Annotated in this window: 17 protein-coding genes and 1 pseudogene; 12 read left to right on the top strand and 6 right to left on the bottom strand. The window is 60.1% G+C overall.

Annotated features, from left to right (window positions below; all coding sequences use genetic code 11):
* Positions 1-57 precede the first annotated feature (57 nt).
* A complete protein-coding gene (locus tag DBR18_RS18130) occupies positions 58-1,539 on the bottom strand; it encodes a helicase HerA-like domain-containing protein (protein ID WP_108591334.1) in 1,482 nt (493 codons plus the stop codon).
* 187 nt (positions 1,540-1,726) lie between these two features.
* Between DBR18_RS18130 and DBR18_RS30325 the strand changes: the two are divergent.
* The 5 genes and pseudogenes from DBR18_RS30325 to DBR18_RS18110 all read left to right on the top strand — a co-directional run.
* Positions 1,727-2,758, top strand: a pseudogene (locus tag DBR18_RS30325) (cache domain-containing protein); the annotation flags it as partial.
* Positions 2,759-2,851: 93 nt separating this feature from the next.
* Positions 2,852-3,637 (top strand): methyl-accepting chemotaxis protein, encoded by a 786-nt coding sequence (locus DBR18_RS30320; protein WP_371921113.1) that lies wholly within the window; start codon positions 2,852-2,854, stop codon positions 3,635-3,637.
* A gap of 63 nt (positions 3,638-3,700) precedes the next feature.
* Complete coding sequence (locus DBR18_RS18120) at positions 3,701-4,792, top strand: glycosyltransferase family 1 protein (RefSeq protein ID WP_177482404.1); 1,092 nt, start codon at positions 3,701-3,703, stop codon at positions 4,790-4,792.
* Positions 4,785-5,561, top strand: a complete 777-nt coding sequence (locus DBR18_RS18115) for a DUF2334 domain-containing protein (protein WP_108591332.1) — start codon at positions 4,785-4,787, stop codon at positions 5,559-5,561. Before DBR18_RS18120 ends, DBR18_RS18115 begins: the two co-directional genes overlap by 8 nt.
* Positions 5,558-6,553, top strand: a complete 996-nt coding sequence (locus tag DBR18_RS18110; RefSeq protein ID WP_108591336.1) for a lysylphosphatidylglycerol synthase transmembrane domain-containing protein — start codon at positions 5,558-5,560, stop codon at positions 6,551-6,553. Before DBR18_RS18115 ends, DBR18_RS18110 begins: the two co-directional genes overlap by 4 nt.
* Before the next feature lie 73 nt (positions 6,554-6,626).
* Here DBR18_RS18110 and DBR18_RS28415 read toward each other — a convergent pair whose 3' ends face one another.
* Together DBR18_RS28415 and purU are read right to left on the bottom strand one after the other, a co-directional pair.
* Complete coding sequence (locus DBR18_RS28415) at positions 6,627-6,794, bottom strand: hypothetical protein (protein WP_177482403.1); 168 nt, start codon at positions 6,792-6,794, stop codon at positions 6,627-6,629.
* 87 nt (positions 6,795-6,881) lie between these two features.
* Positions 6,882-7,730 (bottom strand): formyltetrahydrofolate deformylase, encoded by an 849-nt coding sequence (purU, locus tag DBR18_RS18105; RefSeq protein ID WP_025112763.1) that lies wholly within the window; start codon positions 7,728-7,730, stop codon positions 6,882-6,884.
* 336 nt (positions 7,731-8,066) lie between these two features.
* On the opposite strand from purU, the gene mvaT reads away from it, so the two are divergent.
* Complete coding sequence (mvaT, locus tag DBR18_RS18100) at positions 8,067-8,444, top strand: histone-like nucleoid-structuring protein MvaT (protein ID WP_108591331.1); 378 nt, start codon at positions 8,067-8,069, stop codon at positions 8,442-8,444.
* Between the two features lie 103 nt (positions 8,445-8,547).
* Here the strand turns inward: mvaT and sbcB are convergent, their stop codons facing one another.
* A complete protein-coding gene (gene sbcB / locus DBR18_RS18095; protein WP_108591330.1) occupies positions 8,548-9,978 on the bottom strand; it encodes an exodeoxyribonuclease I in 1,431 nt (476 codons plus the stop codon).
* Between the two features lie 181 nt (positions 9,979-10,159).
* On the opposite strand from sbcB, the gene DBR18_RS18090 reads away from it, so the two are divergent.
* The 6 genes from DBR18_RS18090 (at position 10,160) to DBR18_RS18065 (ending at position 16,983) form a co-directional block, all read left to right on the top strand.
* Complete coding sequence (locus DBR18_RS18090) at positions 10,160-10,885, top strand: RDD family protein (RefSeq protein ID WP_108591329.1); 726 nt, start codon at positions 10,160-10,162, stop codon at positions 10,883-10,885.
* On the top strand, positions 10,882-11,859 hold the full coding sequence (locus DBR18_RS18085; RefSeq protein WP_108591328.1) for a stage II sporulation protein M: 978 nt from the start codon (positions 10,882-10,884) through the stop codon (positions 11,857-11,859). The genes DBR18_RS18090 and DBR18_RS18085 overlap by 4 nt, the downstream gene beginning before the upstream one ends.
* Positions 11,846-13,390, top strand: coding sequence for a DUF4129 domain-containing protein (locus DBR18_RS18080; RefSeq protein WP_108591327.1), 1,545 nt, complete (start codon positions 11,846-11,848; stop codon positions 13,388-13,390). Before DBR18_RS18085 ends, DBR18_RS18080 begins: the two co-directional genes overlap by 14 nt.
* The gene (locus DBR18_RS18075; RefSeq protein WP_108591326.1) at positions 13,387-14,550 is read left to right on the top strand and encodes a DUF4350 domain-containing protein; all 1,164 of its coding nucleotides are present in this window, start codon (positions 13,387-13,389) and stop codon (positions 14,548-14,550) included. Before DBR18_RS18080 ends, DBR18_RS18075 begins: the two co-directional genes overlap by 4 nt.
* Positions 14,547-15,548, top strand: coding sequence for a MoxR family ATPase (locus DBR18_RS18070; RefSeq protein ID WP_108591325.1), 1,002 nt, complete (start codon positions 14,547-14,549; stop codon positions 15,546-15,548). The genes DBR18_RS18075 and DBR18_RS18070 overlap by 4 nt, the downstream gene beginning before the upstream one ends.
* A gap of 103 nt (positions 15,549-15,651) precedes the next feature.
* Positions 15,652-16,983, top strand: a complete 1,332-nt coding sequence (locus tag DBR18_RS18065; RefSeq protein ID WP_108591324.1) for a DUF58 domain-containing protein — start codon at positions 15,652-15,654, stop codon at positions 16,981-16,983.
* A 57-nt stretch (positions 16,984-17,040) separates the two neighbouring features.
* Here the strand turns inward: DBR18_RS18065 and DBR18_RS28160 are convergent, their stop codons facing one another.
* Entirely contained in the window at positions 17,041-18,054 is a 1,014-nt protein-coding gene (locus tag DBR18_RS28160) for a hypothetical protein (protein ID WP_146188771.1), read from the bottom strand.
* Between the two features lie 170 nt (positions 18,055-18,224).
* Positions 18,225-19,235 (bottom strand): hypothetical protein, encoded by a 1,011-nt coding sequence (locus DBR18_RS18060; RefSeq protein ID WP_146188770.1) that lies wholly within the window; start codon positions 19,233-19,235, stop codon positions 18,225-18,227.
* Positions 19,236-19,306: the final 71 nt, after the last annotated feature.

Raw genomic sequence — 19,306 nt, 5'->3', positions numbered from 1 at the left:
CTCCTACAGAGAAACGCATTCCAAGGTAGGAGCTGCCGCAGGCTGCGATCTTTGCTTTCAGCGGCGTTTATTGCCACCGAGCAACGAGCCCATCAACCCGCGCACCAGTTGCTTGCCCAGATTGTTCGCCGCCTGACGCATGGCTGACTTCAACGCCTGCCCTGCCGCCGTCCCCAGAAACTCCCCGGCCCGATCGGCCAGGCTCGGCTCTTCGGCTGCCGGTTTGCCCGCTGGCGCCTCCGGTGCCAGATCCTTGCGCCCCATCAGGATTTCGTAGGCCGACTCGCGATCAATCGGCTTGTCATAACGCCCCTTGAACGGTGAGCCGGCAATCAGCATCGTACGCTCGGTTTCGCTCAACGGCCCGATCCGCGATTGCGGCGGCGCCACCAGCACACGCTGGACCATCTCCGGCGTGCCCTTTTCCTGCAGCGTACCGACCAGAGCCTCGCCGATGCCCAGCTCGGTCAGCACCGACAAGGTGTCGAACGCCGGATTCGGCCGGAAACCATCGGCCACCGCCCGCAGGGATTTCTGTTCCTTGGCGGTAAACGCGCGCAAGCCATGCTGGATCCGCAGACCGAGCTGCGCCAGCACGTTATCCGGCAAATCTCCCGGCGACTGAGTGACGAAATACACCCCCACGCCTTTCGAACGAATCAGCCGCACCACCTGCTCCAGCCGTTCCTGCAAGGCCTTGGGCGTATCGCCAAAGAGCAAATGCGCTTCATCGAAGAACAGCGCCAAAAGCGGCTTGTCGGCATCGCCACGCTCCGGCAACTGCTCGAACAGCTCGGCCAGCAGCCACAGCAGGAACGTCGCGTAGACCTTGGGCGCCTCGTGTACCAGACGACTGGCGTCGAGCAGATGAATCCGTCCACGGCCGTCAGCCGCCGGTTGCAGAATGTCTTCGAGTTGCAGCGCCGGTTCGCCGAACAACGCTTCTGCGCCCTGCTGCTCCAGAGTCGCCAGCCTGCGCAACAGCGCCTGACTGGAACCGGTGGTCATCAGCGCAGCATCTTCGCCGAGCAGTTGCGGGTTGTCCTTTAGGTGATTGAGCAGCGCCTTGAGGTCTTTCAGGTCCAGCAGTAACAGCCCTTCGCGGTCCGCCACTTTAAACGCCGCGTACAGCGCCGACTGCTGGCTGTCGGTCAGCTCCAGCAGACTGCCGATCAGCAGCGGGCCCATTTCGCTCAGGGTGGTGCGCAACGGGTGACCGGATTCACCGTGAATGTCCCACAGCGTCACCGGATAAGCCTGCGGTTTGTAATCGAGCCAGGGCATCCCGGCGATGCGCTCGGCGACCTTGCCCTGTGGATTGCCGGCAGCCCCCAGGCCGCACAGGTCACCCTTGATGTCGGCGGCGAACACCGCCACGCCGGCATCACTGAACGCTTCGGCAAGGCGCTGCAAAGTCACGGTCTTGCCGGTCCCGGTCGCACCGGCGATCAGCCCGTGGCGGTTGGCCAGGCGCATGGCCTGAGCAATCGGTTGCCCCGCCAGATCGGCGCCGATAACGAGTTGCGATGTGTCAGGCATTTTGTCACCTATGGTTAATCTTTAATCCGCTGTGGCCGATAGATAAGGGCGAGAACCTGACTGAAAAGTCGGTCGGACATTTCCCTAAGGAGAGACGGAAATATCAGTTGGTTTACACCCTTGCCCATATTGCGCGTCTTTATAAAAGCACGCCCAGGACATTAAGACCTTAGCGGAACCCCAAGCCATGAACAAAAACCTGCGCTTCAGCCATAAAATTTTGCTTGCCGCCGCCCTCATCGTCATCGCCGCTTTCGCCTCGTTCACGCTGTATAACGACTGGCTGCAACGCAACGCGATCCGCGATGACCTGGACAACTATCTCAAAGAGATGGGCGAGGTCACCTCAGACAACATCCAGACCTGGCTCAACGGACGCATTCTGCTGGTCGAGAATGCTGCCCAGAACATCGCCATCAATCCAGAACCCGCCAACGTCGCCAGCCTGCTGGAACAGAAATCCCTGACTTCGACGTTCATGGCCACCTACCTGGGCGATGCCACCGGTCATTTCACCATCCGTCCGGATGTGAAGATGCCCGACGGTTTCGATCCACGGGTGCGCCCTTGGTACAAAGGCGCCGAGAGCAGCGGCGCCTCGACCCTGACCGAACCGTACATCGACGCCGCCACCGGCCAGTTGATCATCTCCATCGCCACCGCCTCGAAGAAAGCCGGCCAGAGCGTCGGCGTGGTGGGCGGCGACCTGAGCCTGCAATCGCTGGTCGATACCCTCGCCGCCCGTGATTTCGGCGGCATGGGTTATGTGTTCCTGGTCAGCGCCGACGGCAAGATTCTGGTGCACCCGGACAAGGCATTGGTGATGAAGTCACTGAAAGAAGCCTATCCGCAGGACACCCCGCGCATCAGTACCGATGTCAGTGAAGTCACGGTCAATGGCACAACCCGCATCGTCACCTTTACGCCGATCAAGGGCCTGCCGTCGGTCAACTGGTACATCGGGCTGTCGGTCGACAAGGACAAAGCCTTCGCAATGCTCAGCCAGTTCCGCACCTCGGCGGTGATTGCCACGGTAATCGCGGTGGCAATCATCATCGCGTTGCTGGGCATGCTGATTCGCCTGCTGATCCAGCCACTGCACGTCATGACCCGCGCCATGGAAGACATCGCCGACGGCGAAGGCGACCTGACCAAGCGCCTGACCATCCAGAATCAGGATGAGTTCGGCGTTCTCGGTACGGCGTTCAACCGTTTCGTCGAACGTATTCACGGCTCGATCCGCGAAGTGTCCTCGGCCACAGGGCAAGTCAACGAGGTCGCCCTGCGCGTGGTCGCGGCGTCCAATTCGTCGATGTACAACTCCGACCAACAAGCCTCGCGCACCAGCAGCGTCGCCGCCGCGATCAACCAGCTCGGCGCTGCCGCCCAGGAAATCGCGCGCAATGCCGCACAAGCCTCCAACCAGGCCAGTGACGCCCGTGGTCTGGCCGAAGACGGCCAGCAAGTGGTGGATCGCAGTATCAAGGCGATGAATCAACTGTCGAGCATGCTCAGCGCCTCCAGCAGCAATATCGAGTCGCTGAACAGCAAAACCGTGAACATCGGGCAGATTCTCGAAGTCATCACCAGCATTTCCCAGCAAACCAACCTGCTGGCGCTCAACGCCGCGATCGAAGCGGCGCGTGCCGGTGAGGCCGGACGCGGTTTTGCCGTGGTGGCGGACGAAGTGCGCAATCTGGCGCACCGCACCCAGGAATCGGCGCAACAAGTGCAGACCATGATCGAGGAGCTGCAGGTCGGCGCCCGGGAATCGGTGAGCACCATGAGCGATAGCCAGCGCCACAGCCAGGACAGCGTGGAAATCGCCAACCTCGCCGGCGAACGCCTCAACAGCGTGACCCAGCGCATTGGCGAAATCGACGGGATGAACCAGTCGGTAGCGACCGCGACCGAGGAGCAGACGGCGGTGGTCGAGTCGATCAACGTCGATATCACCGAGATCAACACGCTTAACCAGGAAGGCGTCGAAAACCTGCAGGCGACCTTGCGCGCCTGTTCCGATCTGGAGCAGCAGGCTGCGATCTTTTTTGCCCTTGAGCCCACCGCTAAATCCCGACCGAACATCTATTCTGGATAAAGGTCAACCAAGGGAGTGCCACGCAGCGGAGGGTTGATCACCGTGCATATCGCCGACATCACCATGTTCTACGCCCCGGCCAGCGGTGGTGTACGCACCTATCTGGACGCCAAGCATCGTCGGCTGGGCGTCAAACCCGGGATTCGCCACAGCCTGCTGATCCCTGGCGCGCATTTGAGTGAACACGATGGCGTCTACACGGTTCCGGCCCCCGCCCTGCCCTTTGGCAAGGGCTATCGCTTTCCCTTGCGCCTGGCACCCTGGCGAAATGTCCTGCAGGATTTGCAGCCCGATCTGATTGAAGTCGGTGATCCCTACCTCACCGCGTGGGCAGCGCTGGATGCACGGCGGCAACTGGATGTGCCGGTGATCGGCTTTTATCACTCGGACCTGCCGTTGCTGGTGGGCAACCGCATGGGCCACTGGGTCACGCCGAATGTCGAGGCGTATGTCACCAAACTCTACGGCAACTTCGACCGGGTGCTGGCGCCCAGCCAGGTGATGGCCGACAAACTCAGGGGCCTGGGGGTGCGCAATGTTTTCGTGCAGCCATTGGGTGTGGATCTGCAAACCTTCCACCCCGCTGCCCGCGACAGCGGCCTGCGCGCCGAGCTGGGGATTGCCGAGGACACGCGCCTGCTGATCTTCGCCGGACGCGGCTCCAAGGAAAAAAACCTCCCGGTGCTGCTCAAGTGCATGCAACGCCTCGGCCCACGCTATCACCTGCTGCTGGTCGGCTCGTCGATGCCTGCCGTTGTCCCGGACAACGTCAGTGTGATCGACGGATTCTGCCCGGCCGCCACCGTCGCCCGCCTGATGGCCAGCGCCGATGCGCTGCTGCATGCCGGCGATCAGGAAACCTTCGGTCTGGTGATCCTCGAGGCCATGGCCTGTGGCATTCCGGTTGTCGCGGTGGCTGCCGGGGCATTCGAGGAAATCGTCAATGAAGATTGCGGCTTGTTGTGTCTGCCGAACAATCCACAGGCCATGGCCAACGCCGTGCGCGAGCTGTTCAGCCGCGATTGTGTGAAACTCGGCCGGCAGGCGCGCCAACACGTCGAACAGCGTTATTGCTGGGACACCGTGGTCGACAGCCTGCTCGGTCATTATCACGCCGTCCTCGGCGTTGCGTTACCCAGGGTGGCCAATGGCTGATTCCCTGAATCGCCGCGCCGTGTTGCTGGTGCTGCACGACGTAGCGCCGTCGACCTGGGCGGATTATCGCCCCTTCGTCGAAGCCGTCGACGCGATGGGCGGCGTGCCGATGACCTGGCTGGTGGTGCCGCAATTCCATGGGCACGATGCACTGGAGGCGCATCCGGCATTTTGTCGAATGCTCGGCGAACGGCTTGCCCGTGGCGATGAACTGGCCTTGCACGGCTACTACCACGACGACCGCGAGCCATCACCCACCACACCCCGCGACTGGTTCATGCGCCGGATCTACACCCATGAAGGCGAGTTCTACCAACTGTCCCGCGATGCCGCGCTGTCACGCCTGCGCGCCGGCATCGAACTGTTCCAGCGTCACCACTGGCCCCTGCACGGTTTTGTCGCCCCGGCGTGGCTGATGAGCGAAGGCACGCGCCAGGCCTTGCGCGAATTGCCATTGCGCTACACCAGCGATCCGCAACATCTTTTTCAATTGCCGGATTTCACCGCCATCGACGCTCCGGGTCTGGTCTGGAGCGCCCGCAGTGCCTGGCGGCGTGGCCTGTCGAAACTCGTCAGCGAACAGCGCCAGCAGCAGTGGCGCGATGCTGCGGTGATTCGTCTAGGCTTGCACCCGGTGGACATGCGTCATGCATTTGCACGTGATTACTGGCTCAAGACCCTTGAACGACTGCTGGCAGAAGGACGTACGCCCATGAACAAAATCGACTGGCTCAACCAGCAATGTGGGCGAATGGTGCGCGCGGCATGAGTCGCGGCATTGTGTTGTTGATAGGCCTGCTTGCCGCGGTACTGATCCCGGTACTGCTCGGCGGCGGCGAGATCGGTGCGCGCCTGCAGAACTTTCCGCTGCACTGGCTGCTGATCATGTTCGGCATGATTCTGCTCTGCTGGGGCATCAACACCCTGCGTCTGCGCCTGCTGCTGGGTGATCAGCGCGACCGGGTGACACCGCTCAAAAGCCTTGGCGTGGTCATGGCCGCCGAATTCGCCTACTGCGCCACCCCCGGCGGCAGCGGTGGCCCGCTGACCATCATGGCCCTGCTCGCCCGTTGCGGCGTGCGTCCGGCTCGGGGCAGCGCAGTGTTCGCCATGGATCAGTTGAGCGATCTGCTGTTCTTTCTCTGCGCCCTGAGCGGGATTCTGATTTACGCGTTGTTTCAGCACCTCAGCGATCGCCTGGAATGGTTGCTGATGGTCAGCGCCGTGTCGCTGTTCGGTGGCTTGTTCAGTTGCGTGCTGCTGGCGCGCTATCACCGACGCCTGATCCGCCTGAGCGGGCGCCTGCTGGCTCGCCTGAACGTTCAGCCCGCGACGCGTCGGCGCTGGGCACGCAAGCTGTTGCACTTTCTCGATGCGTTTATCGACACGCTCAAGCTGCCGTGGCAGACGTTGATCAAGGTGTTCGCCCTGACCTGCATGCACTGGCTGCTGCGCTACAGCGTGCTGTACCTCGCCTTGCGCGGGCTGGGCGCAGACCTGCAATGGGCGTGGAGTTTTCTGGTGCAGATGCTGTCGTTGGGCGCTGGTCAGATGAGCCTGTTACCCGGCGGCGCGGGCGCGGCGGAACTGACTTCAGCGGCGCTGCTGGCGCCGATGGTCGGCAAATCCACCGCAGCGGCGGCGATCCTGATCTGGCGGGTGGTGACGTTCTATTTCTATCTGGTGGTGGGTGGGCCGGTGTTTCTGTTGATGCTGGGGCGGCCATTGCTCAAGAAGCTGCTGAAGATTCGACAAGCCTGAAAAGATCGCAGCCTGCGGCAGCTCCTACATGGAAATGCGATCCCTGTAGGAGCTGCCGCAGGCTGCGATCTTTTCAGGCCTCGCCCTCCGGCTCAGGCTTCACCTGTTCCCACAGTTCGGCGGCGCCGGGAAACTCGGTGCCGTCATCCGGGCCCAGATCCTCCGGGTCATAACGGCTCAGACAGCCCTCCCCCAAAGTGGCAGGCGCTTTGGAAGTGGCTTTGTCCAGTGGATCGTTCACGGGCAACTCCTCAAGGGCTGAAACAAAAAAGGGCCTGGGGCGATTGAACGCCCAGGCCCTTCTTTATTCAAGTACGCGTACGTTCGATCAGAACACCACGGTCTTGTTGCCGTGCACCAGCACGCGGTCTTCGAGGTGATAACGCAGGCCACGGGCCAACACCATCTTCTCGACGTCACGGCCGAAACGCACCATGTCTTCGATGCTGTCGCTGTGGCTGACGCGTACCACGTCCTGCTCGATGATCGGACCGGCATCCAGCTCTTCGGTCACGTAGTGGCAGGTTGCACCAATCAACTTCACGCCACGCAGCGACGCCTGATGGTAAGGCTTGGCGCCCACGAACGATGGCAGGAAGCTGTGGTGAATGTTGATCACCTTGTGCGCGTATTCGCGGCACAGCGACGGCGGCAGGATCTGCATGTAGCGCGCCAGCACTACCACTTCGGCATCGTGCTGTTTGACCAGACGCGAGACTTCGGCGAACGCTGGCTCCTTGTCCTGCGGATTGACCGGGACGTGGTAATAAGGAATGCCATGCCACTCGACCATGCTGCGCAGGTCGTTGTGGTTGGAAATCACGCAGGAGATTTCGCAATCGAGTTCATCGCTGTGCCAGCGGTGCAGCAAGTCAGCCAGGCAGTGGGATTCACGGCTGGCCATCAACACCACGCGTTTTTTCTGCTCGGTGTCAGTGATGCGCCAGTCCATCGAAAACTCTTCGGCGATCGGCGCAAACTTCTCGCGCAGCACTTCAATGCCGAACGGCAATGAATCGGCACGGATCTCGTGACGCATGAAGAACCAGCCGTTCTGGTTGTCCGAGTGGTGGCTCGCTTCGGTGATCCAGCCGTTGTGGGATGCCAGAAAGTTACTGACTTTGGCAACGATGCCAACGCGGTCAGGGCAAGAAATCACCAACCGAAAGGTGCGCATGAGGGGGGAACTCCAGAACTTCGCAAAGGCGGCCATTCTAGCGATTGTGCGCAAAAACTGCAGTATTGATGAACAGACCGCTTGCGTTGTCCTGAATCGCGGCCTTGGAGCCACGCTGGAAGAGGCATGCGAGGTGCACTTTCGACACTGTGTCGACAGATAATTGTGAATAGGGCTGATAGCGGCATCACATTATTTAAAGGGGTATTGAATATTCAGCTGTTCCTGTAACTAATTTAAATAAAAACAGGGTTAAATGTTTACTTGATGAAACAGCCTGACTATTATTGCGCCACTGTTCCCTGCCATTCAAAGCCTCCACATAAGGTAGTCATCATGTCCTTGATCAACGAATATCGCGCCACCGAAGAAGCCATCAAAGAGCTGCAAGCCCGTTTGAAGAACCTGTCGCAAGACGACAAACTGCAAGCCGAGCTGGAATTCGAAGGCAAACTGCGCACGCTGATGGGTGAATATTCCAAATCCCTGCGCGACATCATCGCCCTGCTGGATCCGGAATCGAAAACCAAAGCCACACGTGGCGGCGCAGTAAAAACTACCGGCACCAAGCGTGCTCGCAAAGTTAAGCAATACAAAAACCCGCACAACGGCGAAGTCATCGAAACCAAAGGTGGCAACCACAAAACTCTGAAAGAGTGGAAAGCCAAGTGGGGCGGCGACGTGGTTGAAGGCTGGGCTACCCTGCTGGGCTAAGCCGCAACGCCCGTCGCAGACTGATTGCGCGACGCATGAAAAACGCCAGCATACGCTGGCGTTTTTTTATGCCCGGCATTTTTCGGGCACACTACGTTCGTTTTCAAAGATTCAAACGTTGGCGCAATGCCTGGACATAATTCTGCCATTCATTGAGCACTTGATTCTGTATCGGCGTGGCACTAAGCGCCCATTGCTGTGCGGCCTCTGCAAACGATCTCAGGGTATTAGGTGCGCCCATTTGCGGCTCGGACAAACGCTGCCGACAGAATATTCTCCAGCGCTCTTGCTCTTCGAAATTCAACGTATCGGGAAAGTTACGTGCGCGATATCGAAAGAGTAATTCTGGCAAACGTTCATCATCGAAAGGCCATTGTTCCTGCGCTAATTGAGCAGGATCGGCTGTCCTCACTTGCTCACATAGACGCCGATCGCGGTCGCCAATGAATCCGTCGTACAACTGCTGTTCGGGATCTTCACTCGGCGTGAAATCGTCGCTGGCATAAATCGCCGCAACTTTATCTTTCCAAACTTGTTGTGCGTCAGTTAGCCGCAGCGCACGCGCGTGATACAACGCCATGTCCAGCTCCAGCCGTTGCTGATCTTCAGCACGCAACACCGACACAGGCGCTACCACCGGACAGCGGTTGATGTGAATCAACTTGAGCGGCACCGGCAACTCGCCCTCGGCCAAGGCATCGCGGCGGGTATACAGGCGTTGGCGCAGGGTTTCGGCGTCCAGGTCGAGCAGGCCCTGCGGATCGAGATGCAGGTCGCAGACGATCAAGGCATTGCGATTGCGCGGATGCCAGGCCAGCGGCAATACCACGCCGACATAGGATCGCGCCGCCGAAAAGCGTCCGGAAATATGCACCAGTGGTTGCAACAAACGAATCTGATCCATGACTTTCTGCTTGCTGCGCAGTTGAAACAGCCAGTCATACAACTTTGGCTGTTTCTCGCGGATCAATCGCGCCAGAGCGATGGTGGCGCGCACGTCGGACAACGCTTCGTGGGCATGCCCATGATCAATATTGTTGGCCGCCGTCAGGCGTTCGAGCTTGAGGGTCACCTTGCCTTCGTCATCGGTCGGCCATTGCAGGCCATCCGGGCGTAACGCATACGCGGCGCGCACCACATCGATCAGATCCCAGCGACTGTTGCCGCCCTGCCACTCACGGGCGTAGGGGTCGAAGAAGTTGCGATAAAGACTGTAGCGGGTCATCTCGTCGTCGAAACGCAGGGTGTTGTAACCCGCGCCGCACGTACCGGGCGCGGCCAATTGCGCATGCACACGGGTCATGAAGTCGGCTTCGCTCAGGCCCTGTTCGGCGAGACGGCTGGGGGTAATGGCGGTAATCGCGCACGCTGCCGGGTGCGGCAGGATGTCTTCACTGGGCTGGCAGTAGAGGTTGACCGGTTCGTCGATTTCATTGAGGTCGTGGTCGGTGCGAATCCCGGCAACCTGCAGCGGGCGGTCGTTGCGCGGATTGATGCCAGTGGTTTCGTAGTCGTACCAGAAGATTGAAGTCACGGGCGGTTCCTGAACTGAAGATCGGCAAAGTCTAGGCGTTGAACCGCCTTCCCGGCCAGCGCTCTGTCATTCAACCACCGCGCGCCACACGATGTGCAATACATAGTTATGTCGTTTTCCCCCAAGAGGCTGCTAGCATCGGACGGACTTCGCATCCCGATCAGGCCCCATCAGGTAGCCCATGCTCGAGAACACAGCACTGCCACGGAAAGCACCGCTGAACCCGCCACTCGATACCCGCTATCAGGTGGAAACACCGGAGGGCATCGACCTGCCGCTGCGCCCGGCCGGTCTGATGGTGCGCACTTTGGCCTTCGCCATCGACCTGGGCATTCGCGGGGCCATCCTCGGCGTGCTGTTCGTGGCACTGGCGTTTCTCGGCAAGCTCGGCATCGGCCTGGGTTCGTTGCTGCTGTTTGCCATCAGCTGGTGGTACATGGTGCTGTTCGAAGTGCTGCGTCAGGGCCGTTCGCCGGGCAAGCAATGGATGGGCCTGCGGGTGATCCACGATGACGGCACGCCGATCGGCTGGTCGGCATCGCTGCTGCGCAACCTGCTGCGGTTTGTCGACCTGCTGCCGTTCGGTTACTTCCTCGGGGCGATCAGTTGCCTGCAGCACCCGACCTTCAAACGTCTGGGCGATCTCGCCGCCGGCACTCTGGTGGTCTACAGCGAACGCCCCCTGCAGCGTCCGCAATTGCCCGACGCCCAGCCGCGCAGCTCGCCCGTCCCGTTGAACCTCAGCGAACAACGCGCCCTGCTCGCCTTCGCCGAACGCCAGGCTGAACTGGCGCCGGCGCGGGTCAACGAGCTGGCGGCGCTGCTCGCTCAGCCGCTGCACATCTCCGCGCCCAAAGCCGTCAGTGAACTCAACGGCATCGCCCGCGGCTTGTTGGGTCCGACATGAAGCAGAGTCTTTTCGAAGCGCGCCACAGGGCCGAATGGGAGCGTTTCAACCTGGCCCTGGAACGCCTTGAACATGGCAAGCAAACCTCGCAGGTGGCCGGGTTTCCCAAGGCTTATCGGCGTTTGTGCCAGCATCTGGCGCTGGCGCAGGAACGCAGCTATAGCAGTTTCCTCATCGACTCGTTGCAACAGCAAGTGTTGCGCGGTCATCAACAGCTTTACCGGCATCGCAGTCGATTCGGCGCAAGCCTGCTGGGTTTCATCCTCGCTGACTTTCCCCGACTGGTACGCGCCGAATGGCCGTTCGTGCTGGCCGCCGGACTGTTGTTTTTTGGCAGTCTGATCGGCTTCGCGCTATTGGTGTACGCCTTTCCCGAACTGGTCTACAACCTGATCCCCGCCGAACAGGTGCGCGAGATGCAGGGCATGTACGACCCGGTGGCCGGGCACCTCGGGCGCTCGGCTGAACGGGCCGCCAGTGAAGACTGGGTGATGTTCGGCTACTACGTGATGCACAACATCGGCATCGCCTTTCAGACCTTCGCCAGCGGTTTGCTGCTGGGCGTCGGCAGCGCGTTTTTCCTGCTCTATAACGGCTTGATCATCGGTGCGGTGGCCGGGCATCTGACCGAGATCGGTTTTGGCCAGACGTTCTGGTCATTCGTGATCGGCCACGGCGCCTTCGAACTGAGCGCCATTGCCCTGGCCGGGGCGGCAGGCCTGAAGCTTGGCTGGGCGTTGATCGCCCCCGGTCGCCTGACACGCGGCGAAGCACTGAAACACGCCGCGCGCAAAAGCGTGCTGCTGGTGTGCGGGGTCATGGTGTTCCTGCTGATTGCGGCGTTCATCGAAGCCTACTGGTCATCGAAAACCGCGGTGACGCCGCTGACCAAATATGCGGTCGGTGCATCGTTGTGGATCGCGGTGGCGGCCTATCTGCTGTTTGCCGGAAAAAACCGCCATGCGCCTGAGTGACGCCACCGTGGCGATCCGCCCGCGCAACACCTGGGAAGCCATGGACCTGGGCGTACTCATGAGCCAGCAGCATCGACGCCTGCTGATGACCAGTTGGGCCATCGTCACCCTGCCACTGTTCGCCGTGCTGACCTTGTTGCTGTGGGATTCGCCGTCACTGGCCGTGTTCATTTTCTGGTGGCTGAAACCGGCCTATGAACGCCTGCCGCTGTACATCCTGTCCAAGGCCCTGTTCGGCGAAACGCCCACCTTGAAGCAGGCTCTGCGCGAATGGCCTCGACTGCTCAAACCGCAATGGCTGGCCAGCCTGACCTGGCGCCGGCTGAGCCTGAGTCGCAGCTTCCTGCTGCCAGTGGTGCAACTCGAAGGCCTCGACGGCGCAGCCCGCCAGCAACGTTTGCAGGTGCTGCTGCAACGCAATGCCGGCGCCGCACAATGGCTGACGATCATCGGCGCGCATCTGGAGGCCGCGTTGTGGATCGGCCTGATGGTGCTGTTCTACATGCTGCTGCCACAGCAGATCGAAACCGACTGGGACTGGCAGTCGCTGATCCTCGACGTCGATCACCACTGGCGCTGGCTGGAACACCTGACCAACGCCTTCTACGCGCTGGTGCTGGTGGTGTGGGAGCCGGTTTATGTTGCCTGCGGGTTCAGCCTGTACCTGAACCGGCGAACTGTGCTGGAAGCGTGGGACATCGAGCTGGTGTTCCGCCGTTTGCGCCAGCGTCTGAGCAGCAGCGCTCTGGGTCTGCTGCTGGCTTTCTGTCTGTTGCTGCCAGCGGTGCCACGGGTCTGGGCAGATGCGCCGGCCAGCACCCCGGACGCTCCACGCTTGCTGAACCAGCCGCTGACCAGCCAGGCGTCGCACGACAGCATCAGGGCACTGCTCGAGCAACCACCGTTCAAGAACAAGGAAACCGTGACCCGGTATCGCTTTGGCGACGCCCCGGCCACCCCGGCCGAGAGCAAACCCGGCGAAGCGCCGCAGTGGCTCAAAACCCTGCTCGGCTGGCTTGACGGTCAACGCTTCAATACGTTGGCGGTATTTATCGAAGTGCTGTTGTGGGGCGCGGTTCTCGCGGCTTTCGGCTGGCTGATCTGGCGCTATCGCGAATTTCTGCGCACCTTTGTCAGTCGCCGACCCAAGCGGCTCGCCCGTATCCGGCCACCCGCACCGCCGCAAGCGTTTGGTCTGGACCTGGATCCGCAATCCTTGCCCGACGACATCGCCACCAGCGCCGAACAACTCTGGGCAACCCAGCCACGCGCCGCATTGAGCCTGCTCTATCGCGGTTTGCTCAGCCGCCTGCTGCACGACTTTGCCCTGACCTTGAAACCGGCCGACACCGAACATCAGGTGTTGCTAAGGGTCGAGCAAATGCAGCGTCCCGAATTGCTGACGTTCAGCCGCAGCCTGACGCTGCATTGGCAAAACATGGCCTACGGGCACCGCGTGCCGGCGGCACATCTGCAACAGGAACTGTGTGATGGCTGGCGCGCCTTGTTCGACCGGGGAGCACGCGCTTGAACCGGCGCAGTGCGTGGCTGGTCGGCGGGCTGATCGTTGCCCTGCTCGCAGCGTTGAGCCTCTATCTGTACCTCGAGGCCAGGCCCTATCAGGAAGTCATCGATCACGGCCCCTCGCCTCAGGCCCAGGCCAATCCTTATCTGGCGGCAGAACTGTTTTTGCGCGAGCGCGGCCTCAATGTTGGCCACGCCGAAACCCTCGCCGTGCTGCCCGACATCGATCCGCGTCGGCACACCCTGCTGTTGTTCGGTGAACGCTCGCGCATGACCCCGCGTCAGGTCGATCAAGTCCTGAACTGGGCGCGCGCCGGCGGACGACTGGTATTTGTCGCCGAAGCGCTGTGGGACAAGCAGACCCGGCAGAGCGACGACCTGTTGCTGGATCGGGTGCAACTGCACCAGTCCCTGAGCAAGGATCTCAAGGAGCCGCCGGCGGAACAGGCCGATGACCCGTACCCGAACCTGACCAGACTTTATCTGGAAGACGAGGACGCTCCGGCCTACGCCGGTTTCGACACCGCGTTTCATCTGGAAGACCCGAAGGATCTCGCCCAGGCCTGGGCCAACAGCGCCAAGGCCACGCACATGATGCAACTGGCGTACGGTCTCGGCTCGATCACCGTGGTCACCGATGCCGAGCTGTGGAAAACCCCGGCGATCGGCCAATACGACAACGCCTGGTTGCTCTGGTATTTGAGCGCCGACACCGACGTCACGCTGATTTTCAACACGCAGCACGATGGTCTGCCGACGCTGCTCTGGCGCTATTTCCCACAGGCCATCGTCGCCCTGCTGGCGTTGATCGCCCTGGGCCTCTGGCATGTCGGTATGCGTCATGGCCCCTTGCAGGCGCCTGCCCCGCCGGGTCGCCGTCAGTTGCAGGAACACCTGCGCGCCAGTGCCGATTTCATCCTGCGTCACAACGGTCAGCACACGCTGTTGCAAGCCCTGCAACAGGACGTCCTGCGCCGTGCCCGAAGACGCCACCCAGGGTTCGACCAATTGAACGTGGCCGAGCAATGGCTGGTGCTGTCGCGCCTGACCCGCCAGCCCACCCGCGCCATCAGTCAGGCCCTGAGCCCGGTGCCGAAACAGCGCATGAGCAGCGCTGATTTCAGTCGCCAGGTGGCCCACCTGCAAACCTTGAGGAACACGCTATGAGTGAACAGATCGAGCCCGGCAGCGCCAGCCACGCCGCGCAGCAACGCCAGCGTGCCAGCCAGTTGGCGCAAGCGGTGCGCGGTGAACTGCACAAGGCCCTGATCGGCCAGAGCACCGTGATCGATGACGTCCTGACCGCGCTGATCGCCGGTGGCCACGTGCTGCTCGAAGGGGTTCCCGGTTTGGGCAAGACCTTGCTGGTGCGGGCGCTGGCACGTTGCTTTGGTGGCGAATTCGCGCGCATCCAGTTCACTCCGGATCTGATGCCCAGCGATGTGACCGGCCATGCGGTATACGACCTGCACACCGAGCAGTTCAAGCTGCGCAAGGGGCCGTTGTTCACCAACCTGTTGCTGGCCGACGAGATCAATCGGGCACCGGCGAAAACCCAGGCGGCGTTGCTCGAAGCGATGCAGGAACGGCAAGTCACCCTCGAGGGCCGGGCGCTGCCCATCGCGCAGCCGTTCATGGTGCTCGCCACGCAGAACCCGATCGAACAGGAAGGCACTTACCCGCTGCCCGAAGCCGAACTCGACCGCTTCATGCTCAAGGTGCGCATGGATTATCCAGAGGCCGAACAGGAGCTGGACATGGTGCGCCAGGTCTGTCGCTCGACCCGCGCCGACATGCTCGACGTGCAGCCGCTGCGTACCGTGTTGCAAGCCAAGGATGTGCAGGCCTTGCAACGCATTGCCAGCGACCTGCCACTGGATGATCAGGTGCTCGATTACGCGGTGCGCCTGGCGCGCAGCACCCGCACCTGGCCCGGTCTGACCCTCGGCGCCGGGCCGCGTGCTTCCATCGCGCTGGTCCGTTGCGCCCGCGCCCGTGCGTTGCTGCGCGGCGGCGAATTCGTGATTCCCGATGACATCAAGGGTTGCGCGCTGGCGGTGCTGCGCCACCGGGTGCGGGTGGCGCCGGAGCTGGACATCGAAGGCCTGCAGGTCGATCAGGTGCTGCAGCAATTGCTCGATCAAGTGCCGGCGCCGCGCCTGTGAAAGTCATGAAAAGAGCAAAAGATCGCAGCCTGCTGCAGCTCCCGCAGGGGATCGCGTGCCATGCAGGCTGCGATCTTTTGCGCAGACAACCCGGTGCAACACCATGAAACCCTCTCGCCTGCTGTTGCTCTGGCTCGCCGCCCTGTGCGCCGTCGGCCTGGTCACGGGCACCTTGCAGGCGCTGGATTTCGATGTGCCTGCCACGGTGCTGTCGATCAACTGGGGCTTGCTGCTGGCCCTGCTGGCGCTGGCGATCATCGATGCCCTGCGACTGCGGCGCCTGCCTTCGCCGCGTATCAAACGGCAACTGCCCGGCAGCCTGGCACTGGGGCGTTGGAGCGACATACGTCTGGACATCGAGCACGGCTTTGCCGAACCGCTGCGCATCAAGGTTTTCGACCACGTGCCCGACGGACTGGACATGGAAAATCTGCCGCTGACGGTCAGCCTGCAACCCGGTAAGTTCAGCCAGGTTTTCTATCGTTTGCGCCCGCTCAAGCGCGGTCACTTCACTTTCACCCAGTGCGAAATCAACCTGCCCAGCCCCTTCGGACTCTGGTCAGGCAAACGCCTGCCCCGCGTCACCGACCACACCCGCGTCTACCCCGACTTTGCCCGGCTCTACGGCGGCGAACTGCTGGCGGTGGACAACTGGCTCAGCCGTCTGGGTGTGCGCCAACGCCAGCGGCGCGGTCAGGGTCAGGAGTTTCATCAACTGCGCGAATTTCGTGAAGGCGACAGCCTGCGCCAGATCGACTGGAAAGCCACCGCGCGCCAGCGCACGCCGATTGCCCGCGAGTATGAGGACGAGCGCGACCAGCAGATCATGTTTCTGCTCGACTGCGGTCGACGCATGCGCAGCCAGGACGGCGAACTGTCGCATTTCGACCACGCGCTCAATGCCTGCCTGTTGCTCAGTTACGTCGCCCTGCGACAGGGTGACGCCGTGGGCCTGTGCACCTTTGCCAGCGAGCAGCCGCGCTACCTCGCACCGGTCAAGGGCAGCAGTCAGTTGAAGGTCTTGCTCAACGGCGTCTACGACATCGACAGCAGCCAGCGCTCCGCCGACTACGCTGCCGCCGTCAACACCCTGTTGAGCCGGCAGAAACGCCGGGCACTGGTGGTGCTGATGACCAACCTGCGCGACGAAGAAGACGAAGAACTGCTCGGCGCCGTACAACGCCTGAGTCGCCAGCACCTGGTTGTGGTGGCCAGCCTTCGGGAAAGCCTGCTCGACAAACTTCGCCTTAGTCCTGCGCAAACACTGTCGGATGCGTTGACTTACTGTACGGCCATAGATTTTTTGAACGCGAGGTCACAACACCATGAGCGCTTGCGCACTCATGGGATCGCGATATTAGATGCAGCCCCAGAGAAATTGGGACAAAACCTGGTAACCCAATATTTGGCAAACAAGAAATCCGGCGTGTGGTAACTGCCTGCAATACCACCTTTCAAGGCGGGATAGGATGCCAACTGACGATTTCGTCGTTCAGACAGTGCTTCCATCATATTTGTTGACTATCCACATTTTTACGAACTGTTCTGAACGCGTACTCCACTCTCCATTTGCTTGGGTTTTAGCAACTGTTGGATTGGGCCAGGCAAAATCATGAACATTCACTTCAACTCCACCTACTGGCGTGTTCAGAAATGGAGAAGTCGCCCGTATGTAATAGGCCGTTTGAGGAGGATTTCCGGGAAAAACATCGACTGGTCTTGACCATTTTTCAGCCGTTAACAGGTTATGTGCTAATGACATCTGCAAAGGCGAAGACTTGACCTCAGTTCCCGCCAACTCGAGCTGCAATGAAAAGTCTCCTCTCTCCCCATTCACACAATCCAGCTCCCACGTCAGTCCTGCTTCAGTCAGCAACCGAGGGATCTCCAACGCTGGCGTAACTCGCACTCCAAACTTCTCGATATTTCCCCCGTCCAGCAATAGCCTCACAGGTTTGCCCAGTAAGGGACTGGAAGGCTTTGGTTTTACAGTAAGTGTGTGTTTTGCTCCCTGGCAGGGATAGGCCGTACCCGTTCCGAAAATAACCCCGAACTGGTCAAACTCAACGTCAACCACTTGCGTGATATCAATGGCAAACCCAGGTACGTGTGGAGAATTCAACAACTCCGGGATTCGAGGAATAGCAAACTGCAACGCAAATGCACTGTTGGATACCTGTTCGACGGAAATGGACCAGCTCAGGGAAGTTGTGCCCTCGGCCATCTGCAACGCTTGCCCCAAAGGAGGATCAAACTTCAGTCCTTGTCCTTCTGCACCCGCTACGTAATCGAGAACAAGAAAGGCGTCCGGATCGCCGATCAGCCAGCTGTACTCATAATCGAGCGTTAACGTACACGTCTGTCCCGCTACCAGCGCGAGATTGAGATCCGGCCACCTGACGTAAACGTTATTGACGTGTGGCCTGAAATTCTGCAGCCAGGTCGAACTTGAAACCGAGTTGGAGGAACCCGCCGAAGATGCAGTTGGTATCAACGTAGAAGCCATGATTTTCATCTCCGTCTGCCATAGCCACCTGTTACGGTGGCTTTAAGTAAATCAAGCCGAATACCAGACAACCTGAATTCAATTCACCCGCCATATTCCAGGCTATATAAACAGTTCAATCGCCATTAATTTGGAAATCGCCAGTTAACCTCGCACCTACTGCCCACGCCTCAAACAACACTTCCGTCATAAAGGTTGGTGATTTCCATTTTTATGAATCTACCATCGTAGTCAGCCATAATCGCCTCTCCATTAAGCGCGGTTATCATGTACGCAGTACCCATCGATGTATAAAGAGTAACTTTCACCCCATAAACCGGCCCCAAAAATGGGGAGGTAGCGCGGATAGAGTAAAGGTAATATGGATCCCGATGCCCACCGGGTTCGACATATTCAGACCATCGCTCAGCCGTAACCAAGTTGTGCGCCAACGACAACGGTAAAGGCAAGGATCTAAGCCCAAACCCCACCACCCCGAGCTGCAATGTAAAGTCTCCTTTCTGCCCATTCACACAATCCAGCTCCCACGTCAGCCCTGCTTCAGTCAGCAACCGAGGGTTCTCCAACGCTGGCGTCACTCGCACTCCAAATTTCTCGATATTTCCCCCGTCCAGGAACAGCCTTACAGGCTCGCCCAACAAGGGACTCGAAGGCTTTGGTTTTACAGTCAGCGTGTGTTTTGTTCCCTGGCAGGGATAGACCGTACTCGTTCCGAAAACAACCTCGAACTGGTCAAATGCAGCGTCGACCGCTTGTGCAATATCAATGACACACCCAGGTACTTGCGGAGACTTCGGCAACTCCGCCATTCGAGGAATAGCAAATTGCAACTCAAATTCACTGTCCGATGGCTGTTCGACGGAAATGGACCAGCTCAGAGAAGTTGTGCCGTCGGCCATCTGCAACGCTTGCCCCAAAGGAGGATCAAACTTCAATCCTTGTCCTTCTTTACCCGGTACGTAATCGAGAACAAGAAAGGCGTCCGGATCGCCGATCAGCCAGCTGTACTCATAATCGAGCGTTAACGTACATGGCTGTCCCTCCACCAGAGTGAGCTTGAGATCCGGCCACCTGACGTAAACGTTATTGACGTGTGGCCTGAAGTTCTGCAGCCAGGTCGAACTTGAAACCGAGTTGGAGGAACCCGCCGATGATGCAGTTGGTATCAACGTAGAAGCCATGATTTTCATCTCCGTCTGCCATAGCCACCTGTTACGGTGGCTTTAAGTAAATCAAGCCGAATACCAGACAA

This window comes from Pseudomonas sp. HMWF021 (assembly GCF_003061005.1).
Taxonomy (GTDB): domain Bacteria; phylum Pseudomonadota; class Gammaproteobacteria; order Pseudomonadales; family Pseudomonadaceae; genus Aquipseudomonas.
This window is presented reverse-complemented; position numbering and strand designations above follow the sequence as displayed.

Coding starts and splice junctions, on each gene's coding strand:
- DBR18_RS18080 (WP_108591327.1), top strand. CDS start 11,846: ATGCGCCTGAGTGACGCCACCGTGGCGATCCGCCCGCGCAACACCTGG.
- DBR18_RS18110 (WP_108591336.1), top strand. CDS start 5,558: ATGAGTCGCGGCATTGTGTTGTTGATAGGCCTGCTTGCCGCGGTACTG.
- DBR18_RS30320 (WP_371921113.1), top strand. CDS start 2,852: ATGTACAACTCCGACCAACAAGCCTCGCGCACCAGCAGCGTCGCCGCC.
- DBR18_RS18115 (WP_108591332.1), top strand. CDS start 4,785: ATGGCTGATTCCCTGAATCGCCGCGCCGTGTTGCTGGTGCTGCACGAC.
- DBR18_RS18130 (WP_108591334.1), bottom strand. CDS start 1,539: ATGCCTGACACATCGCAACTCGTTATCGGCGCCGATCTGGCGGGGCAA.
- mvaT (WP_108591331.1), top strand. CDS start 8,067: ATGTCCTTGATCAACGAATATCGCGCCACCGAAGAAGCCATCAAAGAG.
- DBR18_RS18120 (WP_177482404.1), top strand. CDS start 3,701: ATGTTCTACGCCCCGGCCAGCGGTGGTGTACGCACCTATCTGGACGCC.
- DBR18_RS18065 (WP_108591324.1), top strand. CDS start 15,652: ATGAAACCCTCTCGCCTGCTGTTGCTCTGGCTCGCCGCCCTGTGCGCC.
- purU (WP_025112763.1), bottom strand. CDS start 7,730: ATGCGCACCTTTCGGTTGGTGATTTCTTGCCCTGACCGCGTTGGCATC.
- DBR18_RS18060 (WP_146188770.1), bottom strand. CDS start 19,235: ATGGCTTCTACGTTGATACCAACTGCATCATCGGCGGGTTCCTCCAAC.
- DBR18_RS18090 (WP_108591329.1), top strand. CDS start 10,160: ATGCTCGAGAACACAGCACTGCCACGGAAAGCACCGCTGAACCCGCCA.
- DBR18_RS18070 (WP_108591325.1), top strand. CDS start 14,547: ATGAGTGAACAGATCGAGCCCGGCAGCGCCAGCCACGCCGCGCAGCAA.
- DBR18_RS28160 (WP_146188771.1), bottom strand. CDS start 18,054: ATGGCTTCTACGTTGATACCAACTGCATCTTCGGCGGGTTCCTCCAAC.
- DBR18_RS18085 (WP_108591328.1), top strand. CDS start 10,882: ATGAAGCAGAGTCTTTTCGAAGCGCGCCACAGGGCCGAATGGGAGCGT.